At 45.2% G+C, this 13,496-nt stretch carries 13 protein-coding genes and 1 pseudogene; 12 read left to right on the forward strand and 2 right to left on the reverse strand.

What is annotated here, in order from left to right; translation table 11 throughout:
• Nucleotides 1–634: 634 nt before the first annotated feature.
• The 9 genes and pseudogenes from LC508_RS22460 to LC508_RS22500 form a co-directional block, all read left to right on the forward strand.
• A pseudogene (locus LC508_RS22460) lies at nucleotides 635–1,492 on the forward strand (reverse transcriptase domain-containing protein); the annotation flags it as partial.
• 547 nt (nucleotides 1,493–2,039) lie between these two features.
• The gene (ltrA, locus tag LC508_RS22465; RefSeq protein ID WP_103731928.1) at nucleotides 2,040–3,284 is read left to right on the forward strand and encodes a group II intron reverse transcriptase/maturase; all 1,245 of its coding nucleotides are present in this window, start codon (nucleotides 2,040–2,042) and stop codon (nucleotides 3,282–3,284) included.
• A 157-nt stretch (nucleotides 3,285–3,441) separates the two neighbouring features.
• On the forward strand, nucleotides 3,442–4,320 hold the full coding sequence (locus tag LC508_RS22470; RefSeq protein ID WP_054350540.1) for a group II intron reverse transcriptase: 879 nt from the start codon (nucleotides 3,442–3,444) through the stop codon (nucleotides 4,318–4,320).
• Nucleotides 4,321–4,376: 56 nt separating this feature from the next.
• Nucleotides 4,377–5,021, forward strand: a complete 645-nt coding sequence (locus tag LC508_RS22475) for a CHAP domain-containing protein (protein ID WP_103731927.1) — start codon at nucleotides 4,377–4,379, stop codon at nucleotides 5,019–5,021.
• Nucleotides 5,022–5,192: 171 nt separating this feature from the next.
• Nucleotides 5,193–5,882: a SipW-dependent-type signal peptide-containing protein gene (locus LC508_RS22480; protein WP_103731926.1), complete on the forward strand. Its 690-nt coding sequence runs from the start codon at nucleotides 5,193–5,195 to the stop codon at nucleotides 5,880–5,882.
• A 61-nt stretch (nucleotides 5,883–5,943) separates the two neighbouring features.
• Nucleotides 5,944–6,462 (forward strand): hypothetical protein, encoded by a 519-nt coding sequence (locus tag LC508_RS22485; protein WP_103731925.1) that lies wholly within the window; start codon nucleotides 5,944–5,946, stop codon nucleotides 6,460–6,462.
• Between the two features lie 21 nt (nucleotides 6,463–6,483).
• Entirely contained in the window at nucleotides 6,484–7,671 is a 1,188-nt protein-coding gene (locus LC508_RS22490; protein WP_103731924.1) for a hypothetical protein, read from the forward strand.
• Nucleotides 7,671–8,174 carry a signal peptidase I gene (locus LC508_RS22495; protein WP_103731923.1) on the forward strand — a complete coding sequence of 168 codons (504 nt, stop codon included), beginning with the start codon at nucleotides 7,671–7,673 and terminating at the stop codon, nucleotides 8,172–8,174. The genes LC508_RS22490 and LC508_RS22495 overlap by 1 nt, the downstream gene beginning before the upstream one ends.
• Nucleotides 8,161–10,683 carry a thioester domain-containing protein gene (locus tag LC508_RS22500; RefSeq protein ID WP_118593879.1) on the forward strand — a complete coding sequence of 841 codons (2,523 nt, stop codon included), beginning with the start codon at nucleotides 8,161–8,163 and terminating at the stop codon, nucleotides 10,681–10,683. The genes LC508_RS22495 and LC508_RS22500 overlap by 14 nt, the downstream gene beginning before the upstream one ends.
• Before the next feature lie 230 nt (nucleotides 10,684–10,913).
• Here LC508_RS22500 and LC508_RS22505 read toward each other — a convergent pair whose 3' ends face one another.
• Nucleotides 10,914–11,225, reverse strand: coding sequence for a helix-turn-helix domain-containing protein (locus LC508_RS22505; RefSeq protein ID WP_103732794.1), 312 nt, complete (start codon nucleotides 11,223–11,225; stop codon nucleotides 10,914–10,916).
• A gap of 100 nt (nucleotides 11,226–11,325) precedes the next feature.
• Nucleotides 11,326–11,646 (reverse strand): helix-turn-helix domain-containing protein, encoded by a 321-nt coding sequence (locus LC508_RS22510; protein ID WP_103732795.1) that lies wholly within the window; start codon nucleotides 11,644–11,646, stop codon nucleotides 11,326–11,328.
• A gap of 270 nt (nucleotides 11,647–11,916) precedes the next feature.
• Here LC508_RS22510 and LC508_RS22515 point away from each other — a divergent pair, with 270 nt between their 5' ends.
• Genes LC508_RS22515 through LC508_RS22525 form a run of 3 tightly spaced genes read left to right on the forward strand, consistent with a single transcriptional unit; the run spans nucleotide 11,917 to nucleotide 13,484 of the window.
• Nucleotides 11,917–12,411: an RNA polymerase sigma factor gene (locus LC508_RS22515; RefSeq protein ID WP_054350550.1), complete on the forward strand. Its 495-nt coding sequence runs from the start codon at nucleotides 11,917–11,919 to the stop codon at nucleotides 12,409–12,411.
• Nucleotides 12,395–13,063: a DUF4367 domain-containing protein gene (locus LC508_RS22520; RefSeq protein WP_054350551.1), complete on the forward strand. Its 669-nt coding sequence runs from the start codon at nucleotides 12,395–12,397 to the stop codon at nucleotides 13,061–13,063. The genes LC508_RS22515 and LC508_RS22520 overlap by 17 nt, the downstream gene beginning before the upstream one ends.
• Nucleotides 13,056–13,484 (forward strand): hypothetical protein, encoded by a 429-nt coding sequence (locus LC508_RS22525; protein WP_054350552.1) that lies wholly within the window; start codon nucleotides 13,056–13,058, stop codon nucleotides 13,482–13,484. Before LC508_RS22520 ends, LC508_RS22525 begins: the two co-directional genes overlap by 8 nt.
• Nucleotides 13,485–13,496 lie beyond the last annotated feature (12 nt).

Here is a 13,496-nt window from a genome sequence, read left to right on the forward strand (position 1 = left end):
TACTCCGACATGCGGGAAAAGTTGATATTAACATGAACCGTATGAAGCTCGGTGAAGTCGGTTGAAAGTGACCGTAAAGCATTATCAAATGCTACGAAATCTGCTCAGAGGTGGGCGGTGTCACCCATAGACCGGGAGTCTATAAAATACTCATGGATAGAATGGGTTCGCAAAACTATTGGCGAGACGAACCTGACGAATCTCCGAATGTACGGGTCTATAACCCTAATGCACAGAAATGTGTATGCCACGTGCGTGGTGTCAGTGCGGACGAGTAAGATTAGTTGTTATGAAAATCCGTTTATTGTTAAAGGCAGTAACAAGCTGACAGGCTCAAAGGAGAATCCTAAAAGTATATGTAAAGATAAAAGTAATGGAACGTTGGAAGCTGCCAACATGGAGAAAATATCTTCTATGAAGTGGTTGAAAGGAAATCTTTTGTGAAAATAGCAGAAGTATAACTTTATTTATGGCAGTGAAAGCGGTGACATGGTACTGATGAAGCGTCTAACAAACGTGGAGGGACGGTCACTAGTCTATGAAAGATGTATCATTCATTCTTCTTAGTAAGTTGTTAGAATAAGGTTCTGGTGAGACTAAAAAGGGCAAACCTCAATTAAGGAGGAGCCAACTTATTAAAAAGACAAACAAACTAAGGTACGCTGAGTATTATGATATGCAGTCTAAATTAGACCAATTATATATGCAAAGCAAGAATGGAAATAACTTTTATAAGCTGACAAAGCTTATGGAAAGTGAAGAAAATATCCGATTAGCCTATCGGAATATAAAGAAGAACATGGGCAGTCATACTGCTGGTGTTGATGGAAAAACAATAGCTGACATCGAAGATTTGACAGTTGAGGAAGTTGTAACAAAAATACGGGAAATGTTCAAATGGTATGAACCTGAAAAAGTCCGAAGAGTGTATATCCCTAAACCTGATGGACGGAAACGACCGTTAGGCATTCCCGCTATATGGGACAGGTTATTCCAACAATGTATTCTTCAGATTTTAGAACCTATATGTGAAGCAAAATTTCATCCACACAGTTACGGATTCCGACCAAACAGAAGTGCTCATCATGCAATAGCAAGAGCAAATCATTTTATGAATAATAAAGGGAACGGATACCATTATTGTGTTGATATGGACATTAAAGGATTTTTTGATAATGTAAATCATGGAAAATTGCTAAAACAAATGTGGACAATGGGAATACGAGAAAAGAAACTGCTTTCCATAATTTCCACTTTATTAAAAGCAGAAATTATCGGAGAGGGTAAGCCGATAAAAGGAACACCGCAAGGCGGTATATTAAGTCCGTTATTGGCAAATATTGTGTTGAATGAACTTGACTGGTGGATTAGCAATCAGTGGGAAACAATCAAAACTATAAGAGAATATACAACACATAAGGGTGCAAGAAGAGCCTTGATGAGACAAAGGAAGAATCTAAAACATTGCTATATGGTTCGTTATGCCGATGATTGTGCGCCACGAAGGCGAGTCCAAGTAGCGTAGCTACTTGAAGACAGCTATGCTGTACAGATGATGGCGGAGGGCCCGCCGGAACCGCTATACAGGTGGAGGTTCCAAACCACCCTAAGGTGCTGTAGTCAAAAGCTATGGTATTGAGCGTTAGGGAAAAGGCAGATATAACTGTCAGGTGGGTGTGAAGGAGATGAATGAACATATAAACCGCTTACGGAAATGTCGAAAGCGTAGAGATTCCATCAAAACCAGGGGGTAGTCGTTAACCTGGGATAAGCCTGGAGGAAACCTGTTTACTGTCCAGGCGGTGGGCGGCATAAAGGCGGCATGAACTTTACACAGGCATCTGTACGGAACGTGGGAACCCACGGGCTGATGTTAAGGGAGTATATCAAGCGGAAGAACCGTAAGATAAGAGTACCGATGCAGTCATGGGGGCAGATTGGGTTATAGTAGCGTGGAAGTTTCTGTAACGGGAATGGAGCAAAGAACCCGAATTATCCGGCTTTAAGGATAAGTCAACTTTAGAAAGAAGGAGGAACTTATGCAAGAAGCAAAGCCATACAGTATTTCAAAGAAAGCAGTGATAGCGGCTTATCAAAGAGTGAAAGCGAACAAGGGAACCTATGGTGTGGACGAACAGTCCATAGAAGATTTTGAGAGGAAACTCAATAACAACCTCTACAAAATATGGAACAGGATGTCATCCGGCACTTATTTTCCCAAACCTGTAAAAGCGGTAGCGATACCAAAGAAGAATGGAGGAACCAGAATTTTGGGGGTTCCGACAGTAGAGGACAGAATTGCCCAGATGGTGGCGAAGCTGTACTTTGAACCATGCGTGGAGCCAATCTTTTATGAAGATTCCTATGGATACCGTCCGAACAAGTCAGCCATACAGGCGCTTGAAGCCACAAGGACAAGATGTTGGAGAAAAGACTGGGTATTGGAGTTTGATATCCGGGGGCTGTTTGATAACATCAGACATGATTATCTCATGGAAATGGTAAAGAAACATACCAAAGAGAAATGGATAATCCTATATATCCAGAGATGGCTGACGGCACCGTTCCAAATGGAAGACGGGACGATTGTGGAAAGGAAATCCGGAACCCCGCAAGGCGGGGTGATAAGCCCAGTATTGGCGAACCTGTTCCTGCACTATGTGTTCGATGATTTCATGGTAAAGGAATTTCCGACGATACCGTGGGCAAGATATGCTGATGATGGGATAGCGCACTGCGTCTCCCAGAAACAGGCGAAATACCTGCGGAGAAGGTTGGAACAGAGGTTCCAGAGTTATGGTTTGGAACTGAACCAGGAGAAGACAAGGATAGTGTACTGCAAAGACGATGACCGGAGAGGGAATCATGAGAATACTTCCTTTGATTTTCTGGGATACACATTCCGTCCAAGAGATGCAAAGAACAGGTACGGGAAGTTCTTTACAAACTTCCTTCCGGCAATCAGTGAGAAAGCAAAGAAAGCCATACGCAAAGAGGTAAGAGGATGGAAACTGCAATTAAAATCGGACAAAGACCTCTACGATATAGCAAACATGTTCAACCGTCAGATACAGGGATGGATTAATTACTACACGCATTTCTATAAATCAGAAATATATGATGTGCTGAGGTACATCAATGGATGTCTGGTGAAATGGGTGCGGAGGAAGTATAAGAAGCGCAAGGCTAGACGAAAGGCGGAACACTGGCTCGGAGAGATAGCAAAGCGTGACAGGAACCTGTTTGCACACTGGAAATTTGGGATACTGCCAGCGGCTGGATGATGGGAGCCGTATGAGCTGAGAGGTTCACGTACGGTTCTGAGAGAGACTTGAGGGGAGGTTCCTCAGGTCTACTTACTTTAAAATCTTCTGTCGAGATTATCCGAGTGCATTGAGATTGTATCATGCTACGCAAGATTTTATTGAAAGAAGATTGAAATTGGAAATCAGTCCCGAAAAATCAAAAATAGTCAATCTTAGAAAACAGCGAAGTGAATTTCTGGGTTTTACTATGTATGTAAGACCAAAAAGAAATGGTTATGTGGCTTATAGTCACATGAGTGACAAGGCAATCAGACATGCACATGATAAACTAAAACAATCTATTAAAAGGATTGCAAAGGAACAATCACGTGACGCAGTGTGGAAATATAATACGGTAGTAATGGGAATCCATAATTACTATGAAGTAGCCACGCACGTAAACAGAGATTTAGCCCATATGAGTCAACACCTTACAAAATCTTTATACAACAGGCTGAGAAGAGATTGGAGACCAGCGAGTAAAGCAGATTTATCCATAACACTTTTAAAACGTTATGGCAGGTATAATCCAAAATGGTATAAAGCTCACGATATGATTATCATTCCTATATACACATGGAAACACAGGTATGCGATACAATTCAATCAAAATATCTGTCCATATACAAAAGAAGGAAGAGCCTTGATACACAATAATCTAAAAGCGGTGAGCAGGGAAGTTCTTATACACATACAGAGATATTATTGTGATTATCGTTCTATTGAATATAACGATAATCGTATCTCAAAATTTATTTCTCAATATGGAAAATGTGCAATCAGTGGCGAAGAATTAACGTTGAGGGATTGGGAGTGTCATCATAAAGTTCCCTTGAAATATGGTGGAACAGACAAATATAACAATCTTATTATTATGATACTACCATTTCATAAAGCAATTCATAAAAGGGATAGAAAAGAACTTGACAATCTAATGGAGAAGTATCAGTTATCAGAACAAAAAAGGAAGTTATGTATAGAATTACATGAACTGGCTAATCAATCAGAAAAATAGATACATTGGAGTAGATGGCACGCCGTATGAGGTGAAAGTCTCATGTACGGTGTAGAGTGGGGGAAAATTCGGAGATAATATCAAAGAATTACCTATCACTATACGGAAATGGGTATATCACCTGGGCTGTCAGTAACTTTGGCGGCTACAGCGAAGCCAATGCCCTGGTGTTTTCCCAGCAACAGGCCGCATCCCACGGCTGGTCCGGATATGGGGACCCGCAGTACGTGCCGCATGTGATGCGCTATTACCAGTACCGTGGAGGCGGCATGGCAGAGGGCGGCCTGCTGGTACAGGTGGCCAAAAGTCAGCTGGGGAACCAGGGCGGGCAGCCTTACTGGAGCTGGTATGGATTTGAGAGCCGCCAGCCATGGTGCGCCTGCTTTGTCAGCTGGTGCGCGGACCAGTGTGGGTATCTGGAGGCAGGGCTTGTCCCTAAGTTCTCTGCCTGCGAGGAAGGGATCCGGTGGTTCACAGAGAGGGGACAGTATCATCCGCGTGACCATGTACCGGAACCCGGGGACCTGGTGTTCTTTGACTGGGGAAGTGATGGCAGCTACGACCATGTGGGGATCGTGGAATATGTGGAGGCGGGGATGGTGCACACCATTGAAGGGAACACAAGCGACAGCTGTGCAGAGCGTTCGTATCCCCTTGGAGACAGCCGTATCTGCGGTTTCGGAAGTGTGGGGCAGCTATAAATGAGATCTGTCTGAAGAAAAAGTCCGGTACGCCGGGCTTTTTTTGTAAAGGAGGGGATGCCATTGCAGCAGGGATACGCCTTAAGAGCGTTTTGATTAAGAAATATCAGGTAGAAAAGGAATTTTAGGTGTAAGAAGAAAAAACAGGAAAGAGAATAAGGAGAACAGGACATGAAGAAAAATATGATCAAAGGCAGCATCGCAGTATTGGGACTTACCGCAGTTTTGACCACAGGAGGACTGATAGCTTACTTTACCGACACAGATGCACAGACCAATACATTTACGGTAGGGAAGATCGAGGTGGATCTGACAGAACCGGAGTGGGACAAGTATCCGGATACCGATAAGGATGGGATCCCAGACCCGGCTGAGGACATGACACCAAATAAAACGATCAAGAAAGACCCTACGATCACCAACACAGGTGTCAATGACCAGTTTGTCTTTGCGACAGTCCAGGTGCCGTGTAAGAACATCATCGCGGTGGACCCGGACGGGACCAGAAAACCGGCGGCACTGACTGATCTGTATTCCTACACCACCAATCCGGGCTGGGTGAAGCTCGGGACTTATGAAGTGAGGGATGGCTCCGGGGTGACAGCCCATAAATACTTATATACCTTTGCGGAGAATAATACGTGCACTGCCCTGGAAGCAGAGAAATCCACAAACCCCATCTTCTCAAAGATCACATCAGTCAATGCGGTAGAGGGACAAGGACTGGAAGAGCAGCAGTTTGAGATGCCCATCGAAGTCTTTGCCATCCAGACCAGTGACCTGAACGGAGGGAAGACCTCACCGGCGGATGTATGGAAGGTCTACAGCAATCAGAACAGCATCACGGAACAGTTCAATTGAGTACCTATGAAAGCGCACAGGCCCCTGCACGGGGCCTGTCCTATAGAAAGGGGGATGCAGGATGGAAAAGAAAAAGCTCGCAGTCCTTTTGGCAGTCCTTTTACTGGCAGGGGCAGCCGCCAGTGCCGGGATCTATGCGTACCTGTCTGCAGAGGACAGCCGGGTGAACCGTCTTACGTTTGGCCAGAACGTTATAGAGACAGAGGAAGAGTTTCCAACACCGGACCCGAAACCGGGGGACAGCATTGAAAAGAAAGTGAGAGTGAAGAACACGGGGGATGTCCCCTGTTTTGTCCGGACACAGATCCTGTTCTCAAACGGGGACGCAGAAGGCATATCCACCCTGGAGCTTAACGAAGCGGATTGGACAGAGAGACAGGAGGATGGGTATCACTACTATAAACACATCCTCCCTGTCGGGAAAAGCAGTGCCGACTTACTGACGGCGGTGAAGATCGCGGACAGTGCCCAGCTGGAAGAGCTGAAGGACTTTCAGATCATCGTGTACTCAGAATCCGTGCAGTCCGAAGGGTATGAGGAAGGGCAGTTCAGGGAAGCCTTTGAGAGCCTGACGCATTAGGAAGTTTGGGAGGGATAGAAGATGAAACGTAAGAAACTGGGGATCGCGCTGGGCGTCCTTTTGTGTGCCATAGCAGGCGCAGGCGGGATCTGGGCGTTTGCAGCTGCAGAGACATCTGTTACCAACAGACTGTCCACCTCCGTGGTGGATATCAAACTGGAGACTTATAAGGAAACGGGAGAAAGAGAGGTGCCCTTTACGGAAAAAGACCGGAATATCCAGATGATGCCCGGCATGGTCCTCTCTCAGATACCAAAGATCACCAACAAGGCCATTGACTGCTATGTCCGGGCCGGGATCGCCATAGAAGGAAAAAGAGAAGTGGAGCGGCCCTTATCCCTGGAGGATATCTCCGGCTTTTCAAAAGATTGGGTCAGGCATGGGGAATATTACTATTATACAAAGGTCCTGAAGCATGGGGAGGAGGCCAGCCTTTTCCGTACCATCACCATACCAAAAGAGTGGGATACCCAGTATGACGCGGACGGGGTGGCGGATTATTATACCCTGAATGACTGGGATATCACCATAAAGGTGGATGCTGTCCAGGCAGCGAACTTCACGCCGGATCTTGGGAAAGAGGACCCATGGGGGACAGAGGGGGAGGACTATGTCATCCAGGAATGTATCCATGAGGATGGATATGAGCTCACCGCCTATCAAAAACGGGAACCGCTGGAACTTACAGTCGTATATGAGGGGGAGAGCAGAAAACTGATCGCCAGTCCGGAGGATTTCTTTTCCAGCCTGCCAAAGCTTGTGCCCGGTGACGAGAAAGAAGGAGTCTTCAGCATGAAGAACAAGGGGGAAAAGAAGCAGGACTTCTATTTCAGGACCGAGATCCTGGAGGAAAAGGACATCCTGGAAAAGATCCGGCTGAAGATCGACACTGGAGGAGAGACGATCTATGAGGGCCCCTTGAACGCAGAAAAACTGAACGGATACAGCAAGCTGTGTAGCCTGGAAAAAGGAGAGAGCCAGGATGTGGCCTTTCGGATCACAGTGCCGAAGGAGCTGGATAACCGCTATACTCTCAATGACTGTAAAGTGAAGTGGATGTTCAAGACGGCAGAAGAGCCGGAACATGCGGTGCCGGTGAAGACAGGGGATACCCTCTGGCAGGATGCCGTGCCGTATATCCTGGCGCTGGCCGGGGCGGGTGGTCTTGTCATTGCCGTCATCAGGAAGAAGAGGAGAAAGAAGTGTTAATGAATGCATTACGAGTGGCAGGAAAGAGTCTGGAACACCTGACAGCAGGGCTCCTGGTCCTGGCAGTCCTGCTCTTCTGGATGCCCCGTCTGTTCCAGATAACCCCATATACCGTCCTGAGCGGGAGCATGGAACCGGTCATCCGGACCGGGAGCCTGTGCTATATTGACCGGGCAGCTGTGTTTGATGAGGTGGAGGATGGGGATATCATCGCATTTGCACGTATGGACGGGAGCTGTGTGCTGCATCGGGCCATCCGGACAGAGGCAGGGAAGCTCCGGACAAAGGGGGATGCAAACGGGGCAGAGGACCTGGCGGCTGTGAGCAGGGGAAATTTCCTGGGAAAGGAAGTCTGCTCCATTCCATATCTGGGATATGTGACCGTGTTCCTGCAGAAAAAGGAAGGGAAGGCGGCGGCAATGATGGCAGCGGCCGTTTTTTTTCTGGCAGGTCTGTTTGGGCAGGTCTGCCGAAAGGAGGGAAAAGAGTATGAAAAGACTTAGGAGGGTGCTGATCGTTCTATGCTTATGCCTGTCTGTCACGGTTTCAGGCCTGCCGGTATCTGCCATGGAGAAAACCGGTAACGAACCTGCAGATACTGCAGCTGAGGAAGAAAAAACGGGGACAGATGAGGCAGAAAAGAAAGAAGAGACAGAGGGTGACGACAAAAGGACAGAAGTACCGGATACAGACACGGAGGAGCCTTCAGAAACAGAAGAGACAGAAGGAAAAGGACAGAAAGAGAGACAGGAAGAAAATACGGAACAGACGAAAGAAGAGCAGACTGTCCAGGGAACGCCGGAAGAGGAGCTGGGTGAAACCGGTCCGGAGGAAAAAAGCCGGGAGGAGAAAGAAACAGAGAAAAAAGCTGTACTGGAACAGATCGCCGGTCCGGAGGGAGCCTGCTTTGCGATCCAGTCAGACCTTGGCAGGTACCAGAGGTCCGTGGATAACGGGAGCAGCCAGCAGGTCAACAGTGTACGGTATGATAAGTTCTATACGGATGTAGGCCTGGGAACCTCTTATGATCCGCAGCTCGCCATGGGGATCAAGTATATCGACCATGATAATGAGACACCGGACGCGGACGGGAAATGGCGCTATGTCTACTGCCTGAACTTCAATAAGTCCAGTCCTACCGGCCAGCACATGACTTATCAGGGGGGATGGACCAGCAGAAAGATCGCCTACTGCCTGTACTATGGAGCCATGTTCTGGGAACAGCCCTGCCGGTATCCGAAGTACAGGACAGGGGACTGGCAGTTAGATTATTTTGTCACCCAGGTAGCGGTCCATGTGCTGAACGGGGAATTTACTCTGTCCAGTGCCTTTGGGCAGATCGATGACGCGGCAGGCGCTACTGCAGACGAAAAGGCGCTGGCAAAGGACAGGATCAATCTATTGGTGAATGATGCGAATGACGGAGGAAACTATGCAAGCTTTACCGGGGATGGCTGGTTTGATGCCAGTGCACAGGCGGCATTTCGTGTCACCACACCGTCTGACTTTGCGGCTGTGACGGATGGCTATGCGACCGGATATTCCACACCAACCTTTAAGACGGCTTATGACCTGGACATGAAAGAACAGATTACCGGTTTCAATGTGACAACGACAAACGGGGTGAACGTACAGAAAAAGGATACGAAGACGTATTCGGATTTCCGGTTGTTCATTAAAACTGCACAGTACAAGTCCTGGCAGCTGACCGGCAAGACCGTGAGCACTACAGTAAAAGCAACGGCACCCAAGTGGTGGGGCGGAGGCATCTACACAGCACCATCGGGCAGTGAATACCAGGACTGTGTCCTCTGGACGTATACCACCGCAGGGGGGAGCTTCACAAAGACAGCATCCTTTGACAAAAAGGTACCGAAGAAGACATTTACCCTGAACATCCAGAAAAAGGACGCAGAGACCGGGGCGGGCCTTACGGGGGCAGTTTTTTCCTTGTGGGCTTATGACGGAAGCGTTTATAGCAAGAAGCTGGGGATATTCACAGATAAAGGCGGCGGAAAATATTCCTATACAGGGATCGACTATACGAAGACAAAGGACGGGTGGTTCCTGGTCAAAGAGGATAAGCCGCCAAAGGATTATCACCCGGAATATGTCATCTACAACAATGCAGACAAGGAGAACTATGTAAAACATGGAGGACGGGAAGTGAAGCTGACTGTAGATGGATTTGAGTGGGACGGAGTCCCGGATGGAGCCATATTCAAAGATACCCCAGTGACCCCGAAGGCAGATATCGTGGTCAAGAAAACGGACGCGGATACAGGAGAGATCCTGGAAGGGGCAGAGTTCCAGGTGCGGGAATGGGATAAGACCGTAAAGGCCTATAAGAAAACAGCGTACCGAACCTTAAAATATGACGCAGCCGCCAAACGGTATGTCACGGAAAAACCGGTCGAACGGACTGACAGCAATGAGGGAAAATTTAAAGTCATAGAAACAAAGCTGCCCGAGGGTTATCAGTGTCCCTGGGAAAAGGAGATCGAGATCACGGAGAAAGGAACCGTGACTTTGAACCTGGAGGCAGTCAATCATCCGGAGAGAACATTGACCATCCATAAGAAAATCCAGGTGGATGAGATCACCTGGGCACATGGAAACCCGACTTTTCTTTTCTCAGTGAATGGGGTGGATATAGAGGGAAAAGAGCATTCTTATCACCGGGTAGTAGAATTTACGGAAGATTATGTGAGAGAGCATCAGACAGGCGGGTATGTGACACTGAGTACAACGATAACCGGTATCCCAGCTGGGGAGTACAAGATCATGGAAGATACCCCAGTCATGCGTTATGTCCTTACAGATGCTGTGGCAGGAAGTGAAAATGTATCTGTCGTGAAAAAAGATGTGGAAATGATCAATGGGTTCATGAAGATCCAAGCAGATGTATCAGCGGATCTAAGGCCTGCAGATGGAAACGTGACCTTTGAGAATCACAAAACACACTTTGATAAGGTGTCTCATAACAGTACGGTGATCAATGTGATCAAATAAAAGGAGTAAAAACAGGTCCAATACTTCAGAAGAGAGAAGTATTGGACCTGTAATGCAAGGATCATATTTTTGAAAATATATACAAACGAAAGGATAAAGTCCAGGTTTTTAATGGTCTGATCTATAAGTGTGTTTTTGGTCCATGGAAATGCACTCTATAATAAATATAATGTTGATGTCTATTTGAGCGATTTTTGCATTTACAGACATTGTAGTTCAGTAAAAGTGATTTATTTTTCGTCCATTTTAATATAGGAATGGAGAAGATGCAGAACCACTTGTTTTTCTTTCGTGCTCAATTGATTTAGTGCCTGCAGTATCTCCTTATCCTCACCTTCTTCTACAAAATCAAAGAGATAGTTGGGGGAGAGGCTGAGAACTTCGCATAACTTGATGATCACCTGTCCGCTTGGCACCTGCCCTGCTAAGATCTGTCTCATATAGCCAGGTTCTATACCGCATTTCACTGCCAGTTCATCAGTTTTCAGATTTAATGATTTTCTCTTTTCATTTACTTTCTTACCAAAACGTTTATCTATCATTTTATGACCTCTTTTATGATATATATAACTTGTTAGTTTTAGTATAAAACACAAGCGGAAAGCAATATATATAACAAAATCTGCTTTGTTCGATATAAAATCACATATCTCCTTGTTCAAACTCGTTGAAAGAGTCCAGCAGGTGGAGCAGCAGATTTTTTTGTTTGGGCGTCAATTTATTGATCCTTGATATGATCTGTTCGTCTTTTCCGCTTTCATCAGTTATTTCAAATATGTAATCCGTTGTAATATGTAAGACTCGGCATATATTGACTAATACTGATAAACTGGGGACATCTCCGGATAAGATCTGACGCATATATCCTGGTTTTATATGACACAGATCAGCGAGCTCATCCACTTTCAGACCTTTTTCCTTACGCCGCTGATTTATCTTTTCACCACATCTTTTATCTTTCATGGATATTTCTCCCTACAATATTATGTGAGTGATAATCTCATATTGCTGATTATATATGCTTTTCTTGACACGTGAACAGCACCGTAAACTCGAACAATGTCATAAATACACGAACAAATGATGTGGACATGGTTTAAAATGGATGCTACTATATATATTATATTGTTAGTTATATCATTACACTGTATGCGCATGAAGGGATTGAAAAGGGACAAAATGATACTACTTTTTGTACAAATTATTGAAGAGGAGGGAGAACGGCTTAAATTCTTGAAAATATATGAAAATTATAGATATAGGATGTTATACATTTCCAAACAGATCCTTAATGACCAGGGGCTTGCGGAAGATGCAGTGCAGGAGTCTTTTCTTTATCTAGCTGTCAATATCCATACCATAGACACGGATATCCTTTCGCCCAGGACCAGGAATTTTATCTATCTGGTAACGCGGCATAAATCCATTGATCTGCTCAGAAAAGCTAAAAGGGATATCAGTATCAGTGAGGAAAAACTGGAATATCTGGCAGGCAGCTATAAGCATGTGGAAGAGATCATACTTGAAAGAGACGTGTATGCACATGTGCTCAGGAGTATTTTGGACCTGCCTCTCATCTACAGAGAATGTCTTGAACTTAATATCGTTTATGAGTTATCAGCGAAAAAAATAGCTATGTTAATGGGGATATCTTATGAGACAGTGAAGAAAAGGATATTACGCGGAAAAGCTCTTTTAAGGGAGAAGATAGATGCCGGATACAGATAAAAGGATAAAGGAAGTCTGGGAGATAATAGTGGACGAACGTTCCGATACGATCCCAAGAGAAGAAGAGTTAAAAGACAGTCTATATTTTTCAAAAGAGTTTCCCGAACAGAGGACCAGGCATCTGCCTGAGAAATTCATTTATATAAGGGGAAAGACTTTTTCTAAACTGGTCGTCTGTATCGTTATTTTGATCATCCTGGCAAGTTCCGTAACGGTATACGCAGTTGTGCAAATGCTGGAAAGGCATATCAATGATATCAATACAGATATCCGTTTGAGTTGGGAGAATATTGAAAAGACAGAGATAGAGGACAGGTATTTCCCTGTATACATTCCCCTGCAGTCTTATATTGCTAAAAAGGATATAACCGACAATACAACCATTGTGGAATATACAGACGGCCATCATGAGATCTGTTTTCGGCAGGAACTTTCCACCGGGGAAGGGAGTTTTGACAATGAAAATACAGATGAGAGTCTTTTGACGATAAACGGAGCAGAAGCCGTCTATTTTGAAAAGCACAATGAGAAAACTTTGATCTTTTCTGATTATGGGTATGTATTCTACATAGATACAAGTTCAGAAGACATAACAAAGGAGCAGCTGATACATATGGCAGAATCTATTGAAAAGGAGTCAGGATATGAATAAAAAAATGAATCGTAAGCTTATCGTGGTTTGTCTGCTGGTTTTCCTATTAGTTGGTACAGACCGTTCGGTACAGGCATCTGCAGGGATAGATGCTGAGAATGTTAAAACAGTGATCGAACCAAGAAACACAAATATTAAATACAGCACGATTTCCTTGTCGTTATCGGATGGTACTGCGAAATGCAGTGCTTCAGTTACCGGCTATTCTTCAAATACAAGCCATGTTTCCATTTATCTGTATCTGCAAAAGTATACCGGCAGTGGCTGGTCTAATGTGGCAAGCTGGTCTGATTCAGCAAATGACTATACACTCAGTATGTATGAGACTACATCGATATCCAGTGGGAGGTATAGGCTAAAGGCAAGTTATTACGCGGAAAATGAGAATATTATAAAATACAGCAGTGAGAAAGTATATTAAGGTGGAATGTGA

Source organism: Blautia parvula (assembly GCF_020215665.1).
Lineage (GTDB): Bacteria > Bacillota > Clostridia > Lachnospirales > Lachnospiraceae > Blautia > Blautia celeris.